Origin of the sequence: Antarcticibacterium sp. 1MA-6-2 (assembly GCF_021535135.1) — a bacterium.
Lineage (GTDB): Bacteria > Bacteroidota > Bacteroidia > Flavobacteriales > Flavobacteriaceae > Gillisia.
Genome location: NZ_CP091036.1, coordinates 3,427,982 through 3,450,985 on the forward strand (window position 1 = coordinate 3,427,982; position 23,004 = coordinate 3,450,985).

The window sequence follows — 23,004 nt, forward strand, 5'->3', positions numbered from 1 at the left end:
GCTATGGAATTTGAGATTAATCCACAACGACAAGCCTATATGGATGCACGAGGCAAAATTGTTCTGAATGCTTGCCCCGGAAGCGGAAAAACCACAGCCATAGCAAGAAAACTTATGCTGCTGCAGGACGATTACAAAACGTCCCTTAGCCGCTTCAGCGGCATTGCCTGTTTATCATTTACCAATACAGCAAAAGACGAGATAAGCGAAAAATACACCGTATTGAGCGGGGATTTTTTAGGTTTTCCCCACAAGGTCTCCACCATCGACAGCTTTATCAATCAGTACATCACTCTGCCATACTACTATCTCTTTGAAAAGAATGGCAAGCGGCCTAAAATACTTGATGATCCTGGTTTCCTAAATGATGCTTGGAAAGGTAGATTCCAATTTAGGGCGAGAAATAATCAGCTCATTTGCTTTGCTTACCCTCCTGCCTCCATCAGGTTTGAAAGTGATGGTTCTTTGTCGTCAAACGGTTATAAACCTTCCCGGGACAAGGTGGCACCTGACGTTTTCAAAAATTATTGCACAGCGCTAAAGAAATGGCAAATTCAAACCTAGGTCTGATAACCACGAGCGATTCCGCATTCATTGCGTATAGTCTGCTGCGCGACCAACCCAAAATCGGTAATTGGCTCGCGCTTCGCTTTCCTCATATAATCGTAGATGAAGCACAAGACACCTCAGCCGTTCAGCATGCCCTTTTTGAAAAACTCGCAGAACTCGGCCTCCTTAATCTCGAATTCATAGGAGACCCCTATCAAAGCCTTTATGAGTGGCGAGACGCAGACCCCGAACTCTTCAATACCAAATATGCCGATGCTCAAAATTGGCAAGGGCTGGATTTATGCGACAACAGAAGATCCCCACAACGTATAATTGATTGCTTTTCAATCCTTCGCAAGCAAGGCGACCCTGCCATATATACCACCTGTAACAACGATATTGGATTGCCTGTTATGGTTTATCGATACAATAAGACCAATTCTCCGCTCATTGTGCAGCATTTTGACCAACTTTGCGAAGAAAGCAGATTGGAAGACAACCAGATCGTTGTCCGAGGAAATGCATTAAAAAATCAAATGCTAGGCAAATCAGTCGATCAGGTGCCATGGAAAAAGGACCTTCCTTACCGCATTATCGATGCCAAGCATAAATATGAAGGCAATGAAATAAAGGCGGCCATTGAGGCAATCCGTTCCATTGCGGTATTGCTCATTGCCAAGGGCAAAGAAATGGTTGACATTAAAGAGTTGGAACAAGATCTCAAAACAAACAATCGGTTTAATGCCCTGTTGTTGAATCTACTGCACGATCTTCCGAGCTTTGACCAGACCATTTCCGATTGGACTACCTCAACTCAAACATTCCTGAAGGAAAGGTTGGATTTAACGGAGAATGTCAATTTCGAGCAAAAGGAAAGAAACTATAAAGGGAAATTTGATAAAGCAATATTAAATGAACCCCTTAAAGATCATTTTAAGAGGTCATATTCCGATAGCAAAATCCCCATTACCACCGTTCACCAAGTCAAGGGAAAATCATTGGATTCTATCCTAGTCTTTTTCAACGAAAAGAAGCACAAAGACAACATAACTTTTTCAGACATTGAATCCAGCGGGCAGGAATTTCCAAGCGAAAAGCAACGAATTATTTACGTGGCATTATCTCGTCCAAAGCACCTGCTCGCTATGGCTTTTCCCGAAAGCATTACCGAGGATGATCTTAAAGCCAAATTTGGAAAAGGTATACAACTAGTGACTATTGAAGAACTTGAAAATTAGCACGAACAGACAACATTGGCTATACGTAAAGCGAGCGAAAGTGTTGATGAGAAAGGAAATACATCAAACAAATTTTTCGGCAGGTGGACAATGAAGTACCTTGAAATCCCGCACTACAAATAACCTAGCCCGTTGGGCACAATTAAACGAAGCTGTTAGAATGAAAAACGCAGACATTCAAAAATGAATTAAGCTCTGCCAAACAATATAAGCTATATATAAACCTAAGTCTTATATCGAAAGGCCGTGCGAACACTTTTTATAATCGAAACGTTGTGCATAGGCTGCGCACATTTAATTCGAATCAATTTTTTTGCAATTCCAATTTTTCTTTTAATTCTAAAGGTTCTTCTCCGAAAATTTGAATAATAAATGATTTTAGACTCGGGCCAATCATTTGATAAAGGGCTCTTTTCTCTTCCGGTATATCTTTTTCCGAAATAGATAGGAAATAAACAATAGTTAGATGGCACCTCTAAAACTTCACAGATTTTATCTAAAGTTTCAGGATTAGGGTAATACCTACCTTTAATAATCTGAGAAAGTGCCGTGGGCGATTTGCCTATTTTTTGAGCTAACATTGCCTGAGTTAAACCCTTTTGCTTAATTAATTTCTGTAGAACTTGACCTATTTCCATAATATTTATCCTAGCTGGAGAATATATCGTAGCCAATCCCGATTAATCGAATTAGGCTAACAAATATTTCAATATATCTCTTCTTATTAGTTGTAATAGATAATTCATTTCGATAATGAATTAATAATTTCCTTGTGTTTTCATCTATCTTATCAGATGCTATTGCATTATCTATATCTTTAATTAATTTATCTTTATTCATGCCTTTTTATATTAAATTTTATTTATTTAATACAAGGCCTAAAATATAATTTGACCTTGCTTAACTTATCATATGAAGATTAGTATAAGCAAGATCGTGCTCGTCATCTAAATTTTTAAAGTGAAAACAATAGAGTTTGCGAAAAACTTCCCTAAAATTTATTAAGCTTCTACGCTTCCGTTTTAGAAAAAGTCCTTTTTGCCTTTTGTAATATTTCTCTCGTTTTCGAGAAATTTCAAACGCCTTAATATCCGAGAGTATGTCATAATGAAAATCTCCTTTAAATAGCTCATTAGCTATTTTTATAAGATCCTCGTCACTTAATTTGGACAATTCATACTCCTGAACATAATCATCAATCAAACGTTGAATTTGTCTTCTAAGAATATCTTGTTCCTTGACTTCCCTCTGTATATTTTTATCGAAATACACTTCTTCTTTCCAATAATTAGAAGAATCGAATTTGGAGAAGGCTTTAAGAGAAATATTCAACATTTCATTATTAACTTCATTAGTAAGCTCACAAAATTTAGTAGCATAATTAATCGGATTTGAAACAACCCAATTAGTAAAATCATTTGTTATTTTTTCTGAAATCAAAACACGTAGATTTTTTAAATATGTGAGCATGTTTATTATTTTCGTTCTATGGCAAATTTAAGTAAAACTTAAATAATATCCAAAAATATAAACCTATATTTTACCTGTGTAGAAGCTGTTTGGAGGAATAAGCCAGGGAACACCAATGACTGTCCAGAAATGACTTTTTGAGAGAGCTATTTTACTACATTTATTTACATGGAACACTTGGTTCAACTAAAAGTGGAATCTTCATTACACGCCACTCTGATAGCCGTAACGTTTTAATCTTTTTAATAGGTTAGTAGTAAGGCAGAGATATTTCAAATTAATTAGGCCAGATGGAAATTGCTTTTATAATTCTCAGCCCAATTTTTAGACAATTGGAAAGTTGATTTAAATTTTATTGACACCATTTCTTTCTTATTTGAAGGAAATAAAGCTTGTTAAAATTTTCTTAAAGGTGCCGCATTCGGTGAGTTTAAAAAATGGTGCTTTGGAACACCCAGTAATACTGGGTGTTTCAGGAGTAGTTCGAGTCTCGTCCAGACCGCAAAATTGCAAAAGCCTTTCAGAAATGAGAGGCTTTTTTTATGGGGTAAACTGAAGTTGTGTTGTGTATCTCATGGATCAAGCATGAATGTTGTGGACTAAGCAAAAATATTAGTTAATCTGAATAGGAAGAACTCAATATTTTTCACACCTCTAAACCCTTGGATCAGGAAAAAAAGTTGGGATTGACATAATAGCTTGAGTTTTAAATTGTGGAGAGGAGCCATAGGACCCGGATATTGATTGCTAGCAATCGTTGAAGTACTGCTTCACTGGTTTTACAACCATAAAAATATTTTATTAGCTCAAAAAAACTTATTCGTTTTTATAGGGTACTCTAATAATCCCTACTTCTTGTCCCTTTGTCAATTGCTGCTTTTTAGGAAAAGCAGCAATACTTTATACCTTTGGCGCCAAATGTGGAAATTTGAAAAATTTTTCAAAACTGGTATTCCTCATTGAAGCGAAATATAAATTTTAAACCTACTCTCCTTCTTCAAAAGCTTCACATGTTACTGTAGATACCTGTAAATAAATAGGATAAGCATAGGATAAGCCGTCAAAAGTTAACTCAATAGCAGGTTGATCCCCGGCAACATCTTCTACAAAGGCATTACACTGAGACTCTCTACAGGAATAACTCATATTATCATGCTCACTTAATGCTACTATTACCTGATAAGACTTAATTCTATCTGTTGGTAGTCCTCCATCAATTGAAATCATTACACTACCACTCTCAGAGATCATCACGTTAACCTTGCCCCATTCTTCACCAATTATAGTCTGAATTAGATCGATGTCTGCTGCACTCTCAATTTTTACGTACCCGCCTTCATTAGCGCCTTCAAGAACTGTGAGATAACAATCTGCAGGGAGAGTTCCCATATTAAAATTACAAACGGCGGGTAGTCCAGGGCAGGTTTTCGCAGGACACCCATTATTGGAAGCAGAACCTGCCTCTTCCGGACACTGATCTAAATAATCCGGTATATTATCTCCATCAGTGTCATTTAAAGGCTCTCCATCGTCACCACAAAACCTTACGTGCTCATATTCAACATTGTCTTCTTCGCTATCACCAAAGTTGGCCAGGATTTCTCTCTTAGTTATAGTACCAGACATCATCACCTGCTCAACATCACCGTAATTTTCATCCCAATCAAGGAGAGTCATTTCATAATATAAATACTCTTCATCAAGGTCATCATTATCTGGCAAGGCAAGACATAATGGTGTGGCATAGTAATCCCCATTATTATGTTGTCCTGTAAAATTAGTCTCATTAGTATAAATCGCTACACCATTTGCATTATTACCAGACCAGATGCTTATACTGTAACGAGCAGGATAATGCATACCATCATCATTACAATAGTTTGCAAAGAAGCAGTAAGTAAGTGCAACATTAGTATCCAATTCGAAGAATAAGTAGCCATATTGATTTACTTCACGGTTATCAAAACACAAAACAGGAACATCTACATATTTCTTAACTCCTGCCCTTAGATCTATAGCAATGGGTAAAGTAGTATTTACATAGGCGCCCAAATTACTTCCTGCACGTGGAGCAAGCCAGATCACTTCATCATCGCTGTTGTAAACAGAGAAATGTTCCAGAGTATAATTACCAGGTTCAAGTTCAAGTTCAGCATCTTCTACTGTAAATATTTCTCCGGCCACCAGGTCCACGCGGTGCGGGGAAGTCGATGTGCCTACTACTTCTTCATCACCTTGCATAAGAACAATTCTCACATAAGCAGGAGTATCATCAGAACAATCAGGAAGATCTCCCATAGATTGTTTTGAAGCTGCACTGTTTGTTACAAGATCATTCACTATTGCTCCAAATGAAACAGTGGCTTTTTCAGGATCTGAATTGATGGATCCGGATTCATCTTTACTGCACGAAGTGAAGATTAATGTGAAAACTGAAAGGTAGGCGAGGAATAGGCTAAAGGTTTTCATGGTAATAAACAATTGGTTAATTTAAACTCCTAAGAAGCTTACATCAATTTACCGGGGCCGGGAGGGGAGTGGGGGCCAGGAACTGGTAATGGAAGTATTATGAAACTAAGTCTTATGAAGCTAAGTTTTAGGAAAAGCATGTGAAATGGGTAAATTCCCCCATTTAGTAAAACTTACAGATGCCCAATTAAAACTTTAAACACAAACTAGTTCACGCACTTTAGTGGAGGCAAAGGGTTTCTCTCCTCTTCCAGACAGTAATGATAATACATTAGCGCTCTAAAAAAAATTAGCTGAAGATATTCGGCAGGAGATGAAAGTGCCGGAGAAATAATTATTCCGAAGAATAGGAGTAGGTAATTATTAATAAAAAGTGCCCCCAGAAGGTGTTTACTTCCTGGGGGCACTTTAAAAAATGTGAGTTTTTACTTTTTAGATTCTGCAACAGAAACTTTGCGAAACTCTTTTAATAGTTTTTCTAATTCCAGTGAGGATTTTCTTGCTCTGGTTCCGGCAGCTTTATTGCCATTTTCTAATTGTGCAGAAGCATCGGTTTGGAAAGATTCAAAAGTACTTTGGATGTTTTCAACAAGTTTTTTCATAATTAGATTTTTTCGTTAAGCATGCTAAAATAACAGAATTAACCGTATCTACCCTAAGACATTTGATTTTTCCATTAATTATTGCCTAATATCTGTTACAAAAAATGAATTTTTCCAGTAATCGGAAGAATTTCAGGGCTAAAAATAATAGTTAAAATTTGCAAAGCTAGGAGATTTCAATTTTAACCGGAAAGCCTCTCCTGTTCTTTTTAAAAATAATTATACCGGTTTCTCTCCAGTTTCTTCCGGAAGAATACGTTCCTTATTAGGCAGTCTTTATATATAAATATTCTTGCCAGGACAATACCGTGCAGTAGCGCCTGAGAACATTTTCGCTGAATTTTGAGTTCAAAATTGATGAAGTGATTTCCGTTGTTAAAACTTCCGAAGATAATTTCCTGTCAGGTACTGATCTTTAAAAATGACTTACAAATCTATTTACAATTAAGATTTTTTAAGAATAAAATGACCAATACAACACAGTTCAGGATTGTTTAATGAGATAGAAATAATATATTTGGAAAAATTCAATAAACACTTGCTCTTATATCCCTTAATAATCTACTATATAAGATGAAATATCATCAATTATTACTTCAATTTTTATTTCCTCATTTACTTCTTATTTCCCTGACTGCGGGTTGTAACAATAGCGGTGCCAGCAACAGGAATAATGAATTTGTAAAAATATTTGACGGTAAAAGTTTAAATGGTTGGGAGGGAGATTCTACTTACTGGAGTGTCGAAAACGGTAATCTGGTTGGGCAGATAACTCCATCAACTCCTCTAAAAGAAAATACCTTCATAATATGGAAAGATGGAGAGCTTAAGCAGATTTTGAATTAAAAGCTGAATTTCGAATATCCAGTGAAGGAAACAGCGGAATTAATTATAGAAGTGAAGCTGTAGAAACCATTCCTTTTGCACTCAAAGGATATCAGGCTGACATTGACGGGAAAAATAATTATACGGGACAAAGTTATGAGGAACGGGGACGAACAACTCTTGGTTATCGGGGGGAAAAAGTAATTATAAATCCTCCTGGTGATAGGTCGGGGACCTTACGAGATAATGTAGTCAATAATGCCTGGACCGAAAGATCTGTAGTTGAATCCCTGGGTGAAACTGACTCCTTAGCGACTTTAATAAAAAAAGAGGGATGGAATGAGATTCATCTTGTAGTAAATCAAAACCGAATGCAGCACTTTATTAATGGAATATTAATGAGTGATGTAACAGATAATGATACGGTTCACAAAAAAGATTCCGGAAAACTCGGAATTCAGGTACACGTGGGACCTCCAATGAAGGTAGAATACCGGAACATAAGATTAAAGGAACTATAGAGATCTTTCAGAACAATGGAAGCTTGTACCTTAAGATTTAGAGAAAATTATAACCTGCAGTTTATTGCAGAAGTAGTTGCAACATGTTTCAGGAAAAATCACTTAAAAAAGCCAGATTCTCAGTTATCTAAATACCTGTATTTGATCAGTTAATAGTTATAAATCCAAATCCCAAAATAGTTGGATTCACAGATCTTAGGAAGTCTATTTTATGAAAAAAGTCAAAAGTCTTAAAGCTGTAGCGGCATGCTCTTTCCTTTTTATGTTCACCGCTTTAATTAGTTGCAAAGATAAAGAAACTGAATCCTACCAGGCTGGTCCTGTCCATCCCAAAGTTGAAAAATTAAAATTACCAACAGGTTTCCTGGCAGAACATTTATACAGCCCGGGCGATAATGGCAAGGGTTCCTGGGTAGCCATGACCTTTGATGATAAAGACAGATTAATTACTTCTGATCAATTTGGAGCGCTCTACCGCCTGGAAATTCCTGCTTCTGATACCATCGAACCAAAAGTAGAAAAACTGATTATTGGAGAAGGGAACGAAGCTGATTCCCTTAGTGTGGGGATGGGGTACGCTCAGGGATTAGTATGGGCCTTTAACAGCCTGTATGTGATGGTGAACAATCACAGCAACAATGAAGAATTCAGTAAAAGTAGCGGACTTTACCGCCTTCAGGATACCAACGGTGATGATCAGTTCGATAAGGTAACCTTACTCAAAACTTTAGTAGGCTCGGGAGAACACGGGCCGCATAGCATTGTTTTATCTCCCGACAAACAATCCTTATATGTGGTAGCCGGAAATCATACCGATGTGCCGGAGATGGAAACTTACCAAGCTTCCTGCAGTGTGGGACTACGACAATCTTTTTCCTGAAATAAAGGATCCTCGGGGTCATGCGAATGACAGGGAAGCTCCGGGAGGATGGATTGCTAAAGTGGATTCCCTTGGACAGCACTGGGAACTTATAAGTGCAGGATTCCGTAATCCTTTTGACATAGCCTTTAATGAAGCAGGGGATCTCTTTGTATATGATTCTGATATGGAGTGGGATTTTGGATTGCCCTGGTATAGACCTACAAGAGTAGTGCATGCCACAAGCGGTAGTGAATTTGGGTGGCGAACAGGTAACGGGAAATGGTCTCCTGTTTATGCAGATAATTTACCTCCCGCAATTAATATTGGGCAGGGATCTCCAACCAATCTGGTTTCCGGAGGTGATGCTAATTTTCCTGAAAAATACCGTAATGCCCTGTTCGGTTTTGACTGGAGCTTTGGAATTATATATGCTATCTTTCCTGAACCTAGTGGTGCCAGTTACACAGCACAGGCAGAAGAATTTCTATCAGGATCCCCATTACCTTTGACTGATGGGGTAATTGGACCCGATGGTGCCCTCTACTTTCTCACTAGGTGGCCGCTAAGTTAGAATCTGATCTTTATCGGGTTTCGTACATTAATGAGGAGGATGAAAGTTCAAATTTAGCTTCAAACACCTAAGTAAATCCTTTAAAAGAACAGAGGAATCCAAAATACGCGAACAGCTGGAGGAATTTCATACCGGAGAAAAAGAAGAGGCAATAGAGGTTGCATGGCCTTATTTGAGCCATAATGACCGCTTTGTACGCTACGCTGCCCGTATTGCTATAGAACACCAGCCTGTAAGTAAATGGCAGGCAAGGGCTTTAAATGAAAAAGATCCCCGGGCTTTGTCACAGGCAATTATCGCTCTGGCAAGACATAGCCAACAAAACCCGGTCGATGAAATGTTGCAATCCCTTATTTCGGTTGACTACGGAAATCTTTCAGAGCAGGAACAACAGGATTTGCTACGGGCTTTTGAAATAGTACTCTTCCGTAAAGGAAATCCGGCACTTAAGCTTTAAAGGAGCAGGTGATAACATACTTGGATGCTCAGTATCCTGCTCCATCTAATAACCTCAACTTAGTCACTAAGTAAATTACTGGTTAATCTGCAGGCACCTAAGGCAGTGTCGAAGACTATTGCTTTACTCAAAGATGCCAAGGATGATAGTTCAGATCAGGAAACATTTACAGAGTCTACGGATTTGATCATGAGAAACCCCCAATATGGATTGGATATAGCAGCAATGCTGGCAAAAACTCCTCCCGGGCAACAGGTTTATTATGCAACCGTATTAAGTGAAGCAAAGACCGGGTGGACCCCCGATCTCTATGAGAAATATTTTAACTGGATTCGATCTTCTTTTGATTACAAAGGAGGCAGGAGTTATGTTGGTTTTATCGATGTAGCCCGCCGGAGAGCATTAAGTCACGTTTCTAAAGATAAATTTGATTACTATAATACCTTATCTGGAGATTCCCTGGTTAGCGGTGGAGGCAATGATCTGGCAGATGTAGAAGGACCTAAAGGACCCGGCAGGCAGTGGACAGTAGATGAAGCTTTAGCGGTTGTAAAAGATAGCCTGGATAACAGAAATTTTGAGAGAGGAAAGCAACTCTATGCAGCGACGCTGTGTATTTCCTGCCATACTATGAATGGAGAAGGAGGTATTGTGGGTCCTGATCTTACCCAGTTAGGGAACAGATTTACCCCTAAAGATATCCTTGAAGCCACTATACATCCCAATGAAGTAGTTTCTGATCAATATGCAGCTACAGTGTTTGAACTTAATAATGGAAATTCCATTGTAGGTAGGCTTATAAAAGAGGATCAGGAAACTTACTTTGTTTCCCAAAATCCTTTTGCACCTCAGGATCTTAGGGAAATAGCAAAAAATGAAGTTAAAGGATTAAAAGCTTCAGATGTTTCTGTGATGCTGCCAGGTTTGATCAACAGTCTCAATCCCGAAGAACTAAAAGATTTGATGGCCTACCTGATTTCAGGAGGAAATAAGGAGAATAAGGTTTATAAAAGTGTGGCTCCGTAAGAGCTATACTTTAATAAGGATTGTATAAAGAATGCGGCTACTGAACTAAAAAATGCTTTGAGTCGGGAGATTCCGGAATGAGGGTTTTGAACTAAGCAGATCTGTTTAAAATGGGAATGGAGATATTGATCTTCTTTCCCATTAGTTCAGCCGGAAATTAATACTTATTTTGATCCTGAAGCAGTTTTTTAATATTGGCGTTGTGACCATAAAGCACCATAATATCATCCTTATGTAAGATGGTTTTTGCTGAAGCTACACCCATTACTTCAGAAACCTGCCTTTTTGCGCCAAGCATATTTCTCTCGGTTGTCACCTTCATAGTAGTAAGAACGATAATTCCATATTTTCTTTTTAGCCCTACCTCTTCCAGGGTTCTGTCATCGTATTCTTCCGGGACTGAAGTTTCAATGATACTATAGTCTCTGTTCACCTCAAAGGAATCTACCACACCCTGTAAATTCAGTTTTTTCGACCAGCGTTCAGCTGTCTCCTCTTCAGGATGAATAATTTCCTCCACGCCCATAGCCTCCAGGACTAATTTCTGCAGCGGGGAAACAGCCCGGCTTATCAGGCGTTTTACCTGTAATTGTTTCATTAAGGCAGTGGCAAGAATATTTGCTCCCTTATCCTCTCCAATCGCGACAATTACTACATCTGTATCTTTAAGAGGTAAGTTTGAAACAGCAGTTATATCTGTAGAGTCCAAATTTACGACATGGGTAATTTTATCTTTTAAGGATTCTACCTTACTCATATTAGTATCTACACCAATAACTTCATTTCCCATTCCCGTGAGCTTTTCAGCAAGTGATGCTCCAAAATTTCCTAAGCCTAAAATAATGTACTTCATAATTAATTCATTAATATTTCTTCCTGTGGATACTTGTAATTGAGATGTTTGACCCTTCTTAATAGGGCAATTAAGATCGTTAGCATGCTTACCCTGCCAATAAACATAACTGCAATAATCACAAGTTTTGAGGAGCCGCTAAGAGAGGCGGTTATTCCTAAACTTAAACCCACTGTACTGTATGCCGAAAAGCATTCAAAGGCTATACTTAACAAGGTCATTTCGCTGTCAAAAGAAGCGATGAGGAAAACAGCCGTTCCTATCACTACCAGCGACAAAGCCATTATTGCAAAAGCCCGGCGCATGGAAAGATCAGAAACCTGCCTCCTGTATACTTCTACCCGATCTTTCCCCTTTGCAATGCTCAAAAAATTTAAAGTTGCCAAAGCAAAAGTTGTTGTTTTAATACCACCTCCTGTTGAGCCTGGAGAAGCACCAATCCACATTAACAAAAAAATCACCATTACTGTGGAAAAATTCAGGGCAGACATGTCCACATTATTAAAACCTGCTGTACGGGGAGTTGCCGCCCCAAAGAGTGATACTACAAACTTTCCAAAGGGGGAGTGGGATGCAAGAGTATTGTCATATTCAAAAAAGCAAAATAAAACGGTACCAGCTAACAATAGCACTCCTGTAGTCACAAGAATGATGCGGCTGTTAAGATTAAGGACCCAGGGAAGATGAAGACATTCCTTAGGGTTATTAAAACTCACCAGTCGTTTTTTGAAAGAGTAGACGAAATACCTGTAGAGATTAAAAAGTAATGGAAAGCCAATTCCGCCCAGGACAAAAAGCGCAATAATTACGAGTTGAAGCAAATAATTGAATTCAAATTCCGGTTCATAAAGGCTGTTCTCCAGGGTCGAAAATCCCGCGTTGCAAAAGGCCGAAATACTGTGGAAGATGGAAAAAAATATTTTATTGAAAATTCCCGGGATCAGGTCTTTTTCAAGGGAAGAAAATATAAACACAGCTCCAATTAATTCAATTGAAAAAGTGAGCAGGATGATCTTCTTAAGAACCACGAACACTTCTCCAATTTTCTGGGAATTTGTGACATCCTTAAGCATGATCTGGTTTTCGTAAGAGCTTTTTCCTCTAAAAAAATAACTGAAATAACTGGCAAAGGTCATTATTCCCAAACCTCCCAATTGGATAAGGATAAGAATTACAGTCTGCCCGAATTGCGTAAAGTAAGTACCCGTATCTACTACAATTAAACCAGTAACACATACAGCACTGGTAGATGTAAAAAGGGCATCTATAAGAGAAAGGTTCTCATAGGATGCCTGGGGTAACATTAATAGAAATGTGCCGAAAAGTATCAATACCAGGAAACTGCCGATAAACAGCTGCGCCGGGTTGATTTGATCATTATTAACGTGTATGTTGGAAGTGGAGAGCTCTCTTACAAAATAGGTGAGGACCGCTACATACACCCAGCCCATTTTATTGAAAAAGTTGAGAAAACCGAGGTCTTCAGGAATATCTGTTACCTTGGCCAACAGAAGAATAGTATAAAGGAACAGGATTACAGCGTCAAATATCTTTACTTTTTTTGCCAGCAGTTCCTTTCTGAGAAAGTAGCGGGTGATAATAGTAATCATCCCGATGGACAGGGTGAAGAAGTAAATGTTGGTTAAATAAAATTCGGTTGTAAGATCGTGTTTAAAGCCAAGGTCATAAACAATTACTCCCACTGCCAGGAAACTTAACCAAAAGGAGAGTCTTCTTAACTGGCTGAGACGCATCTCATTTTTTCTTCGCTTGAGAAGTTCCTGGTATTCCAAATTCTGAAACTTAGAGGGTTCCTGTTTTGGAACAGTAATTTAAAGAGACTACGAGTAAAAAAATTAAAATACCCAATATGATGGCGGGCCATTTTAAATGCCGGAAACTTTGCTGTTCCTCTTTAGATTTAGCCCTTTTTTCTTCAATCACTTTAATACATTTAAGGAAGTACAAAGTTAGGCTGAAGCATATAAGGAGAATATAAGGATTAGGCGCAGGGTATAAAGATTTTATAAAGATTAGGTAAACCTGTAACCTACACCGCTCTGGGTAATTATATGATGTGGAGTGTTGGGATTGTCTTCTATTTTTTTTCGCAGTTGAGCAACAAACACCCTTAAGTACTGGGTTTCTTTTTGAGCTCCAATTCCCCATATTTCTTTAAGAATGTACTGGTGGGTAAGAACCTTTCCCTGGTTTTTAGCGAGCAGGGCAAGAATATTATATTCTGTAGAAGTGAGCTTTAAAAGAACAGTGTTCTTTAAAACATTCCGGGTGCTTAAATCTATCACCAGGGAGCCGGAAACTATAACGGGAGAACATTCAGCATTTTGATTCATTCGCAGGGAAGAGCGAATACGCGCCATGAGCTCCCCGGTCCTAAATGGTTTGGCGAGATAGTCTGTAGCCCCGTTATCCAGTGCTTTTATAATATCCTGCTCTTCATTTTGTACAGATAGAATTATGATGGGTTTTTCAAACCATTCCCTGAGTTCTTTTAAAACTTCGTGACCAGCCTTGTCGGGAAGTCCTAAATCGAGAATTATAAGATCGGGAGAATGATTGGCAGCCAGATGAATACCTTCTGTTCCCGTGGAAGCCTGGATGACCTTATAGTCGTTGCTCTCAAGGGAAATTTGTAGTAACTTCCTTATTTGAGGTTCATCATCAATAATTAAAATTTCACCCTTAGTCATTGTTGAAATTTTTAGGATGTGCCAATTCAGCCGGAATTTTAAGAGTGAATTTTGCACCTCCGGTTTTTAAATTTTCCAGGGATAAAGTTCCATTATGCGCCTGTGCAAATCCCTGTGCTATAGATAAGCCAAGACCAGTACCACCCGTCGCGGTATTAGGAAGCCTATAAAATTTGTCGAATACCTTCTCTATTTTATCTTCAGGAAAACCTTTTCCATTATCAGAAATATGAATTATACATTCCTTTAAATTGTAAGAGGTTTGAATGGTGATGACCGAATTTGGGGGAGTATATTGAAGGGCGTTGTTAAGAATGTTCTGGAGGATTTGTTCAAATAATACTGCATCTATTTTGAACAATGGCAGCTCCTCATCGGCTTCGAAATGTATGTTGTGATTTATTGCTTCAGATTCATTTAGCTGAATGATGGAATAAATAATTTCATTTATATCATACCAGTCTAACTGAAGTTTTACAAACTCACTTTCCAGTAAGCTCATATTCAGAAGATTTCCTACCTGCTTGTTAAGCCGATGGCCTGCAATCTCAATTTCAGTAAAAAGATCAATTTTGTTTTGCAGGGAGAGTTTGGTGGAATTTTCCTTTAAAGTATCAATTGAACCTATAATGGTAGAGATTGGGGTACGAAGTTCGTGTGACAAGGAATTCAGGAAAGTGTTGTACAATTTCATTTCATTTTCCCTTTCTTTTCTCCTTCGGCTTACTTCTTCTGCTTTTCTAATCTTGGTAGTGAAGACCGCGTTCATAACGGCTATGACAAAATACATCAAAAAGAATAAAGCATCCTCAGGAGTTGTAATACTAAAAGTAGACCTGGGTTGGATGAATAAGAAATTCCAGATCAATGCACTAAGGACAGCAACAGTTACTACGGGCCATATTTTGAAGAACATAGCAAGTACCGAGACCGTGAGCAATAGGATAAGGGCAACAATGTGGTAGCCTATTACATTAATAAAAAGATAACAAATAAAGGAGATCATGAGAATTAATCCGATTCCAATTAGAAACTGTAATCGCTGGTCTTCCTGGATTTTCTTCTTTACTGTCAACTTTCCTTGTTTAAATCAAAGATACATCTTTACAAAAACAGTAATTGAAATACTACGTCTCCCCGTTTCTGTTATTTCAGGAAAGTATAACTTTAGGCTCATCAAAGGTTTTATAATTTGTTTAATCCTGGTTGATTAAAAAAATGAAAAAATCAGGGTTGAAAAAAGTAAATGAAAAAATCTTAAAAATTATATGTTTTTGTTACTGTTTAAGACCCATATCTCCTCCTGTAACTTCCATTAAAGAGTTTAAGCCCATTGTAACAGTGATTTTATTTCAGATAAAATAATAATAGCGAATTTTTGAAACTAAGATTTTATTTACTTTTAAAATGTTATTGTCTGGCTTTTATAATTTACATTTTATAGCACTAACAAGTATAAATTTTTATTCTGAAAATACCCCTGCCTGAATACTAATCTAAAGGGAAAATTTGCTTTAAAAGAAACATTACCAGTATGATCGATAAACAATATCCAATAGGAAAATTTGAAAAACCTGAAGTCATAAATCGGCAATCAATTGAAGAATGGATTGAAGTCATTAAAACCTTTCCTCAACGAATAACCAATGAGGTAGAAAATTTATCTCACCAACAGCTGGATACTCCCTACCGGGAAGGTGGCTGGACAGCCCGGCAGGTAGTGCATCATTGTGCAGACAGTCATATGAATGCGTTATGCAGGATAAAATTGGCCTTAACAGAGGATCATCCTGTAATAAAACCCTACCGGGAAGATAAATGGGCAGAGCTTGCAGACACTAAGGAACTTCCTGTTGATGTTTCTTTATTGCTCCTAAAAGGATTGCATTGGCGCTGGGCACATTTGTTAAGTAGTCTGGACGAAAAGGAACTTCAAAGGAAATACATACATCCTGCAGTGGGAAAAGAAACGAGTATAGCAGAGGCTATAGGGATGTACGCCTGGCATTGCAAACACCATCTTGCCCATATCTCTTCTTTGAGAATGGAGACTTTATAAAGTTGTAGCAATTCTTCAAAATGAAAACAGAAAGGAATAACGAGTGCTGAATTAAAAAATTTAGCCGACTTTTTTGCTTCCTTAAAAAAGTGAAGCTATATTTCTTTTCCTTTTAAAACCCTCAATAATTTTGTTATGACCATACCCCTGGATGAATTTGAACAGGTAATTGACAGGACCATTCTAAAAAGAGGATTTAACTATTATAATGACGGGAATGTTCTGGATATTGAGGAGATTGCCGAAGGGGAATATGAAGCCATAGTTATGGGCAGTGAGGAAGATGTGGTATCCCTACAGGTAAAAAATAACAGTATTACCAGGTACAACTGTGAATGCCCTTATGACCTGGGGCTTGTTTGTAAACATATAGTTGCGGCCATCTTCAGCCTTCAGAAGGATATACTTCTAATGGATCTTGAAAAGCCGGAGAAGAAAGAGAAGAAAAAAGCAACTGCAAAGTCATCTAAAAGATCCAAATCGGGATCAGGTACGGCAGCACAAAAGCTAAGCGATATACTGGTGCAGCTTTCGGAAAGTGATTTAAAAGCTTTTATTCACGACAAGGCGAAGGATGATAAGACCTTCAGAAATAACTTTTTTGCTACTTACGAATATTTTATTCCTTCCGGGGAAATTTCAAAAGCAACATACCAACAGCAATTACGCAGCGTTTTTAAACAGGCAGGGGGCAACAGGAGGTTTATACACTGGAGGAATATGCCAGACCTGGTAAATGACATAGTTCCTTTTTTAGAAAATGCCCAAAATCATTTTCAGGCCAAAAATTTCAGGACCTCTTTTCATCTGTGTGCCGCATTTTTGGAGGAGGTTACCAAAGCGCTGGATTATACCGATGACAGTTCGGGATATCTTGGGGCGCAGATAGATGCTGCTTTGACTATTTTTGAAAAGTTAACTGCGGAAGACCTGGATGAAAAACTTCGGAAGGAATTATTTAACTACAGTGTTTCTGCTTACAAAAAGGAAATCTTTTCAGGATGGGACTGGCACCTGGGGATGTTGAAATTTTCAGTAGCACTTACAAAAACTGAAACAGAAGCCGACCTCTTGCTGGAAATACTAAAAGGTGTTTCTGAAGATAGATTGGATAAGAAAGAGGCCCAGGCATTACAACTGGTTTTATTAGAGAAGTTTAAAGAAAAGGAAGCAGCCGAAGCATTCTTAAGGGAAAATCTTTCCAATAGACTCATTAGAAAGGCCGAAATTGAGAAAGCTATTGATAATAAGGATTTCAATCTCGGAATAGCTTTAGCTAAAGGAGGCATTCGTCAGGATTCCAAAACGGGCTCCGGGTATCTAAAAGACTGGTATGAATACCTGTTAAAAATTGGTCGTGCCCTGGATGACCGGGAGATGATTATTCAATCTGCGAAATTTTTATACCTGGATGATTATATGCCAATAGAAGATTTTTACGAAGTATTAAAAGAAAATGTATCTACGGTAGCATGGCCAGTTTTCGTAAACGATTTGGTGAAAGAAATAGAGGCCACGGGCGGGTGGAGAGAATTTGATTTAATTAGAAATATTTATATAAAGGAAAAACGCTGGGACAAATTGTTTAGGCTTATTAGCCAAAACCCGACGCTAACTAAACTTTCTGAAAATAGAAAATATCTGGCAAAAGATTATGAAGCACAGTTGGTAGATCTTTATTCCGTGGCCGTTAAAGATGACCTGGAACAAAATGTGGGCAGGAAATATTATCAAAGATTACTAACCTATTTACGGCAAATGAAAAAACTGGGAGGCGAGAAAAAGTTGATTGAACTCCAGGAATATCTAAGGGAAAAATATAAAATGCGGCTAGCGCTACTGGAAGAGCTGGATAAAGTGTGATTAATTGTGGAGAGGTCCATAGTCTTTAGTCTTTAGTCTTTAGTCTTGATTCTTGATTCTTGGTTCTTGACTCTTGACTCCTGGTTCGTGACTCCTGGTTCTTTTTTTACGCTAAATTTGGCGCTACTAAATATAGTATGAAAAGAGTTTTAGTAAGATATAGAAACACTGCTTTTGGAAGTTTTGTTTTTCGCAATCAAAAATATATTCCCATTTTTTTCTTTATGGGTGGCTTTATTTTTGACACCCTGACCTTAGGGCGAATAGATAGGGTTTATGATACGCTGGTACTATGCTCGCATATGACCTTGTTATCCATAACGCTTTATTTATATAATACAGTGGATAATGACAGGTGGGAAGGTACTTTCATAAGTCGTTATTCCGAATATTTTCCGCTGCTCATACAGTTCTTCTTTGGCGCACTTTCCAGTGCTTTTGTCATTTATTTTTTCAGAAGTGTGTCCATGTCAAAAACCATGTTTTTTTTCATACTCCTGGTGCTGCTCTTATTTGCAAACGAGTTTCTTAAAAAGAAGATCTCTAATAAATACCTTCAGTTTAGTGTTTATTTTTTTATCAGTTTTACCTTTTTCGCTTTTATGATCCCCACGCTCATCAGGCAAATGAATACCTTTATTTTCATCATTTCGGGGCTTGTAAGTTTGGGATGTACGCTGGCACTCATCACGTTTATATACAGGTCAGGCCCGGGCACAAGAGCTGAGACAAGTCTGAAAAAACTGATTGGTCTTATCCTTTCTATCTATATAACAATTAATGTTTTTTACTATTTCAATCTTATTCCCCCGGTGCCGCTGGCTATGGAAACCGGGTTGGTGGCTCATAATGTGGAAAGGAAAAATAACGAATACATCGTTACTTACGAGAAGAATCCCTGGTATATATTCTGGCGTAAACATGACACCAATTTACATCGTCAGGCAGGTCAAAGAGTTTATGTGTTCACTTCTGTTTTTGCACCTACAGATTTAAAAAAGGCTATTTTTCACAGGTGGAAATGGTACAATCCCGAAACTAAAAAATGGGAAGTAACTGATGACATTAGCTTTAAAGTTACTAGTGGACGGGACCTTGGTTTCCGGGGATATACTCATAAAACGAACCTTAAGGAAGGCCAATGGAGAGTTGATGTAATTACAGAAGAGGAACTGGTACTTGGGGTGGTGGATTTTGTGATTAAAAACACTTCTGAACCTCATGAGGAAGGAATGGTAACGAAAACATTTTGAGAACTGTTTCCATAATTCTATTCAATGCTCTAAAAATCCATTGATAAAGAAAAAAGCAGATACTACAGCTATATATGGATCTACTATTTCCGGATGGTGTGAGCCTAAACCGGAGTAGAATTCCAACTTGTTACCACCTCACAATTTCTTTTCATAGATATGCGTCATAGCGGCTTTCGTTGGCTAAAGCTTTCTATTTTTTTTGAGTCTTTAAAAGAGGAAAGCTGGTTTATTAGTTTAAAGTAGTGTTAATCTAATATAAAAATCTATTTCATCTTCAATTGCATTCCTTTACAATTAAAAGGTACTGCTCCGCTTCTGCGTTTCCGATAACCTTGGCGATGATGATGATCTATGAGTGTTTGTGATTGGTTTGCTTTGGGAGAAGGCACGAGGTTAGGCAAAGCATAACAAGGGAACATAAGTTATGCATTGGATAAGGAGTGACAAACTCCTCCTTCCATCTGCAAATATTTTTTTTGAGAATTCTAGGCCGTATATTAGGGATTTATTTTAAGGCTTTTATTTCCGGATTAGTACTACTTAATATATGTTGAATTAAAAATTTATTTTTGTTCATCTTTCTCCGTATCCTTACATACTTTTTACTATCCGTTTTCTTTTTGAGGTTTAAGAAATTTATATCAACATATAATATTCTACTATAAACAATATCCTCTTCAATTTTTGCTTCGAAAATTTCAAAAGGAGCGGCATTATTTTGATGAAAAGCTAAAAAATAGGCAATATTATAATTTGTTATATTTGAGTAATTGTTATCTTCTACAAGGATATTTTCAAAAAGCTCAATTATTTCTTCTGTCGAAATATGTTTTGATCCAAAAATATTTTCAAAAATAGTTTTGCTTTGATTTAATAAATTAACAAAGGGAATAACATTAACGAGAGCTTCCTCATGTGATTCTCCTTCTTCAAATAAAGTTTCAAAGAATCCATTAAATTCTTTTAATAGACGACGTACTACTTTTTCTCTATCATCTATTGAAATCGCATGGCTCGCCTGTAAACATTTTGAATGTTGATCTATATAGTACATTTTCTGGTTAGAACCTACAGGAATAATCTTCTTCAAAATATTATTATGTAACTGGAAACTTTTAGAATTTTTGCCGCAATAGAAAACGACAGAATTGCTCCACCACTGACTGAAAAAATTATCTATTAAAACTTTTGATTGATCATCTTCAATACTTAGACTGGTAAAAAATTCTTGGAAGTAGTGATTGAAGAAATAAAAGGTTTGACTGTTTGGATCAAAATTAAAAATTCCAGTTTGAGTTTTAAGATAATTTATAAAATTAGGAATGTTCTTTAACTCATCATAATTATATTGTTTTCTTAAGGAGGATAAGAAATTTAGTAAATCCCCTTCATGTATATAGTTTTGTCCATTGTCATGAAGATGAAAAGCTATAAAACCCAAAATATTTTTTGTCTGATCGTATTTATATAATTGCGATAAACCTTTGGAGGCATTCCATTTATCCAAATAGACATCTGTAAACCTATCATAAAGAGCAAAAATATTTGCAGGTAACTCCCTTAAATCAACTTGATCATCTCTATATAGAATAGCTAATAAAGTTAATGCCAATGGTGTTCTTTGGAGAGAAGTATTTAAAAGAGAATTTTTAAGAGCGTGGATAAAATTATTTTTCTTTTTTTCATCATTGGGAATAATTTTTTTAACTAGTTGAATGGCTTGCACAAAGTTAAAAGGCAATAGTTCTGTATCCTTAAAACCTTCTAGGCCTTTTTGTTCTTTAACAAAATCCAAATTACGGGTCGCTATAATAATTTGGATATTAAATAGATCTTTATTACTCAAATAATAGCGGCCAATACTTTGGTAAATTTCAGTTCTAACATCTGTTTTTCTGACAAAATCAATACCATCAAACAGTAATATTATTTTTTCATAATCCTCAAAGTTGAAATCCTTTTCCTTTGTAAGTTTTTCGTATTGTTCTCTAATTAGAAAATCTATATTTAAAAGATCAGAATCAAAATTTTGTAAATCAAAATAGAATACTCCATTTGGTTTTATTTTATTTTCTTTTAGTGCTCTAATACCTATTCGTTTCAGAAAAAGAGTTTTGCCACTCGTAGGGATTCCGTGAATTATAAAATTTTCGTTAGAAGTTAAAATTTCATTTGATCCTTCCAAATCCTCCTCGATATATTTCTTTTCATTTTTTTCAAAAGAGACGTAATTATTCATTTTTTTTAATTCACGCGAATAGGTGGTTTGTACATTAACAAATATTTCATTAATATCATCAATTTTAAGGTCAAACACATTGCTGGTAGAACTTATATCTGATAGGTGCTTTATTTGTTCTGAAAGAAAAAGTCCTAATCCGGGTTCTATATTATCCAAAAAAGAATCTTTGGAAAACTTTTCAATTTGGTTTTTTAAATCCTGGTAATCAAAAATTTTAATATGAGGAAGAACTATAGGAGGGATAAATTCTGAAATAACTTCGGTTGCCTGGTCAGAGACTCTACCATTGATAATAATAAAGAGCGAAGAAATGTTTTTAAATTCACCTTTGGGATTTTTGTAAGGCTTACTTAAAGCCAAGTTTATTTGATTTCCAATTTCATTTCCTGGCAAAAAATCATTTTGACTAGCATTTTTATTCTTCACAATAATAGCAAACCACTTTTCAACTTCTAGCTCTTTATCCAATTTCGAAAAAACCAAATCTTTTCCAAACTCTCTATTTCCATGTGTAATTCGAACATTATCGAATCCCTTTTTTTGAAATAAAATTCTCAGGTCCTCAAATAACTCTGTTTCAGGACAGTTTTTCTGTATAAATTCTAATTTATCTTTTACGGATTTGAACTTTTTATTCTGTACTATTTCTTTGCTGCCCATCTTTTCTTTATTAAAGGTTATTTTATTTTTTTCATTAGTTCTAAATAAATTTGGTCGTTATGGTAATTTGAAAAAACAATTTTGAAATAGTAAATTTGGATTGATGCTGTTTCACAATTAGTCTTTCATTAAATTTTATTAAGTCCCACCCCCCTTACAAACACCTCCACAAATTCCCTCACCTTACCAATAATCCTTTCCCCAATTTCTCTAGCTTTTAAATCCTTGGACGGTTGTCCATGCACTAGAAGATCTCCTCGCGCAGGGGTTCGTGTTCGGTATAGATGTAAACCTTAGACAAGGTTGAAACTATGAATGTTAGGTGAACCATTGATCACTTGGTTAAAGCCTTTAGAATTCGTTCTTCGTTGATCACAATATCTCTAAAGAGCACATACGGGAAAGAAGGGTATTTAGATTGTTTAAAAGAGTCGTAGATTTTCAACATTGTTGAAGCTGTTATTAACGAAAGATTCATTTCTGTATCCATCTCACAATCAGTAACAAAATCGTCACTAAATTCAGGAGCAATAAGTAATATTTTGACTATTCTTAAATCGTTATGTAATGCTAATTTCTGGTAAGATTTTAGTTGCCTGGAAACTGTACTGAATTTATTATAACCTTTTTCTTTACTGGTTTTACATTCCACAATGATGACCTCATTGTTTCCTAAGTTTATAAGAATATCGATCATATCCTTATTAGTATTTAGTTGCTTTTTTAGCTTGTCATCTACATTGAATCCAAGGCCGGAAAACAGCACTTTT

At 36.7% G+C, this 23,004-nt stretch carries 21 protein-coding genes; 11 read left to right on the forward strand and 10 right to left on the reverse strand.

Annotation, left to right across the window (positions count from 1 at the left end; all coding sequences use genetic code 11):
• Positions 1-3: 3 nt before the first annotated feature.
• Both LZ575_RS17545 and LZ575_RS17550 read left to right on the forward strand, forming a co-directional pair.
• Entirely contained in the window at positions 4-564 is a 561-nt protein-coding gene (locus LZ575_RS17545) for a UvrD-helicase domain-containing protein (protein WP_235326060.1), read from the forward strand.
• Entirely contained in the window at positions 546-1,787 is a 1,242-nt protein-coding gene (locus tag LZ575_RS17550; protein WP_235326063.1) for a UvrD-helicase domain-containing protein, read from the forward strand. The genes LZ575_RS17545 and LZ575_RS17550 overlap by 19 nt, the downstream gene beginning before the upstream one ends.
• A 224-nt stretch (positions 1,788-2,011) precedes the next feature.
• Here the strand turns inward: LZ575_RS17550 and LZ575_RS24365 are convergent, their stop codons facing one another.
• From LZ575_RS24365 to LZ575_RS17565, 4 genes are all read right to left on the reverse strand, one after another.
• Positions 2,012-2,425, reverse strand: a complete 414-nt coding sequence (locus LZ575_RS24365) for a helix-turn-helix domain-containing protein (RefSeq protein WP_409187223.1) — start codon at positions 2,423-2,425, stop codon at positions 2,012-2,014.
• Between the two features lie 262 nt (positions 2,426-2,687).
• Positions 2,688-3,257, reverse strand: a complete 570-nt coding sequence (locus tag LZ575_RS17555) for a hypothetical protein (RefSeq protein WP_235326065.1) — start codon at positions 3,255-3,257, stop codon at positions 2,688-2,690.
• A 984-nt stretch (positions 3,258-4,241) separates the two neighbouring features.
• Positions 4,242-5,726 carry a hypothetical protein gene (locus LZ575_RS17560; protein WP_235326068.1) on the reverse strand — a complete coding sequence of 495 codons (1,485 nt, stop codon included), beginning with the start codon at positions 5,724-5,726 and terminating at the stop codon, positions 4,242-4,244.
• A gap of 425 nt (positions 5,727-6,151) precedes the next feature.
• Entirely contained in the window at positions 6,152-6,328 is a 177-nt protein-coding gene (locus LZ575_RS17565) for a histone H1 (protein WP_235326070.1), read from the reverse strand.
• A gap of 573 nt (positions 6,329-6,901) precedes the next feature.
• Here LZ575_RS17565 and LZ575_RS22760 point away from each other — a divergent pair.
• The 6 genes from LZ575_RS22760 to LZ575_RS17590 all read left to right on the forward strand — a co-directional run bounded on the left by LZ575_RS22760 (position 6,902) and on the right by LZ575_RS17590 (position 10,590).
• Positions 6,902-7,174, forward strand: a complete 273-nt coding sequence (locus tag LZ575_RS22760) for a family 16 glycoside hydrolase (RefSeq protein ID WP_255702657.1) — start codon at positions 6,902-6,904, stop codon at positions 7,172-7,174.
• 38 nt (positions 7,175-7,212) lie between these two features.
• On the forward strand, positions 7,213-7,674 hold the full coding sequence (locus tag LZ575_RS22765) for a family 16 glycoside hydrolase (protein ID WP_255702967.1): 462 nt from the start codon (positions 7,213-7,215) through the stop codon (positions 7,672-7,674).
• Between the two features lie 211 nt (positions 7,675-7,885).
• The gene (locus LZ575_RS17575) at positions 7,886-8,554 is read left to right on the forward strand and encodes a hypothetical protein (RefSeq protein ID WP_235326072.1); all 669 of its coding nucleotides are present in this window, start codon (positions 7,886-7,888) and stop codon (positions 8,552-8,554) included.
• Positions 8,526-9,107: a hypothetical protein gene (locus LZ575_RS17580; RefSeq protein ID WP_235326074.1), complete on the forward strand. Its 582-nt coding sequence runs from the start codon at positions 8,526-8,528 to the stop codon at positions 9,105-9,107. Before LZ575_RS17575 ends, LZ575_RS17580 begins: the two co-directional genes overlap by 29 nt.
• A 172-nt stretch (positions 9,108-9,279) precedes the next feature.
• Complete coding sequence (locus LZ575_RS17585; protein ID WP_235326076.1) at positions 9,280-9,564, forward strand: hypothetical protein; 285 nt, start codon at positions 9,280-9,282, stop codon at positions 9,562-9,564.
• Between the two features lie 105 nt (positions 9,565-9,669).
• Complete coding sequence (locus LZ575_RS17590; protein WP_235326078.1) at positions 9,670-10,590, forward strand: c-type cytochrome; 921 nt, start codon at positions 9,670-9,672, stop codon at positions 10,588-10,590.
• Between the two features lie 157 nt (positions 10,591-10,747).
• Here the strand turns inward: LZ575_RS17590 and LZ575_RS17595 are convergent, their stop codons facing one another.
• From LZ575_RS17595 to LZ575_RS17610, 4 genes are all read right to left on the reverse strand, one after another.
• Positions 10,748-11,443, reverse strand: a complete 696-nt coding sequence (locus LZ575_RS17595; protein WP_235326080.1) for a TrkA family potassium uptake protein — start codon at positions 11,441-11,443, stop codon at positions 10,748-10,750.
• Between the two features lie 2 nt (positions 11,444-11,445).
• Positions 11,446-13,197, reverse strand: a complete 1,752-nt coding sequence (locus LZ575_RS17600) for a TrkH family potassium uptake protein (protein ID WP_235326082.1) — start codon at positions 13,195-13,197, stop codon at positions 11,446-11,448.
• Positions 13,198-13,476: 279 nt separating this feature from the next.
• Entirely contained in the window at positions 13,477-14,154 is a 678-nt protein-coding gene (locus LZ575_RS17605) for a response regulator (RefSeq protein WP_235326084.1), read from the reverse strand.
• A complete protein-coding gene (locus LZ575_RS17610) occupies positions 14,147-15,229 on the reverse strand; it encodes an ATP-binding protein (protein ID WP_235326086.1) in 1,083 nt (360 codons plus the stop codon). The genes LZ575_RS17605 and LZ575_RS17610 overlap by 8 nt, the downstream gene beginning before the upstream one ends.
• Positions 15,230-15,688: 459 nt before the next feature.
• Between LZ575_RS17610 and LZ575_RS17615 the strand changes: the two genes are divergently transcribed.
• From LZ575_RS17615 to LZ575_RS17625, 3 genes are all read left to right on the forward strand, one after another.
• The gene (locus LZ575_RS17615) at positions 15,689-16,213 is read left to right on the forward strand and encodes a YfiT family bacillithiol transferase (RefSeq protein ID WP_235326088.1); all 525 of its coding nucleotides are present in this window, start codon (positions 15,689-15,691) and stop codon (positions 16,211-16,213) included.
• A gap of 135 nt (positions 16,214-16,348) precedes the next feature.
• Positions 16,349-18,076 carry an SWIM zinc finger domain-containing protein gene (locus LZ575_RS17620; protein WP_235326090.1) on the forward strand — a complete coding sequence of 576 codons (1,728 nt, stop codon included), beginning with the start codon at positions 16,349-16,351 and terminating at the stop codon, positions 18,074-18,076.
• Positions 18,077-18,213: 137 nt separating this feature from the next.
• Positions 18,214-19,329, forward strand: a complete 1,116-nt coding sequence (locus tag LZ575_RS17625) for a DUF2914 domain-containing protein (protein ID WP_235326092.1) — start codon at positions 18,214-18,216, stop codon at positions 19,327-19,329.
• 508 nt (positions 19,330-19,837) lie between these two features.
• Here the strand turns inward: LZ575_RS17625 and LZ575_RS17630 are convergent.
• On the reverse strand, positions 19,838-22,234 hold the full coding sequence (locus LZ575_RS17630; RefSeq protein ID WP_235326094.1) for an NACHT domain-containing NTPase: 2,397 nt from the start codon (positions 22,232-22,234) through the stop codon (positions 19,838-19,840).
• Positions 22,235-22,568: 334 nt separating this feature from the next.
• Positions 22,569-23,000 (reverse strand): hypothetical protein, encoded by a 432-nt coding sequence (locus tag LZ575_RS23950; RefSeq protein ID WP_311195845.1) that lies wholly within the window; start codon positions 22,998-23,000, stop codon positions 22,569-22,571.
• Between the last annotated feature and the right edge of the window lie 4 nt (positions 23,001-23,004).

Coding starts and splice junctions, on each gene's coding strand:
- LZ575_RS17545 (WP_235326060.1), top strand. CDS start 4: ATGGAATTTGAGATTAATCCACAACGACAAGCCTATATGGATGCACGA.
- LZ575_RS17550 (WP_235326063.1), top strand. CDS start 546: ATGGCAAATTCAAACCTAGGTCTGATAACCACGAGCGATTCCGCATTC.
- LZ575_RS24365 (WP_409187223.1), bottom strand. CDS start 2,425: ATGGAAATAGGTCAAGTTCTACAGAAATTAATTAAGCAAAAGGGTTTA.
- LZ575_RS17555 (WP_235326065.1), bottom strand. CDS start 3,257: ATGCTCACATATTTAAAAAATCTACGTGTTTTGATTTCAGAAAAAATA.
- LZ575_RS17560 (WP_235326068.1), bottom strand. CDS start 5,726: ATGAAAACCTTTAGCCTATTCCTCGCCTACCTTTCAGTTTTCACATTA.
- LZ575_RS17565 (WP_235326070.1), bottom strand. CDS start 6,328: ATGAAAAAACTTGTTGAAAACATCCAAAGTACTTTTGAATCTTTCCAA.
- LZ575_RS22760 (WP_255702657.1), top strand. CDS start 6,902: ATGAAATATCATCAATTATTACTTCAATTTTTATTTCCTCATTTACTT.
- LZ575_RS17575 (WP_235326072.1), top strand. CDS start 7,886: ATGAAAAAAGTCAAAAGTCTTAAAGCTGTAGCGGCATGCTCTTTCCTT.
- LZ575_RS17595 (WP_235326080.1), bottom strand. CDS start 11,443: ATGAAGTACATTATTTTAGGCTTAGGAAATTTTGGAGCATCACTTGCT.
- LZ575_RS17600 (WP_235326082.1), bottom strand. CDS start 13,197: ATGCGTCTCAGCCAGTTAAGAAGACTCTCCTTTTGGTTAAGTTTCCTG.
- LZ575_RS17605 (WP_235326084.1), bottom strand. CDS start 14,154: ATGACTAAGGGTGAAATTTTAATTATTGATGATGAACCTCAAATAAGG.
- LZ575_RS17615 (WP_235326088.1), top strand. CDS start 15,689: ATGATCGATAAACAATATCCAATAGGAAAATTTGAAAAACCTGAAGTC.
- LZ575_RS17620 (WP_235326090.1), top strand. CDS start 16,349: ATGACCATACCCCTGGATGAATTTGAACAGGTAATTGACAGGACCATT.
- LZ575_RS17625 (WP_235326092.1), top strand. CDS start 18,214: ATGAAAAGAGTTTTAGTAAGATATAGAAACACTGCTTTTGGAAGTTTT.
- LZ575_RS17630 (WP_235326094.1), bottom strand. CDS start 22,234: ATGGGCAGCAAAGAAATAGTACAGAATAAAAAGTTCAAATCCGTAAAA.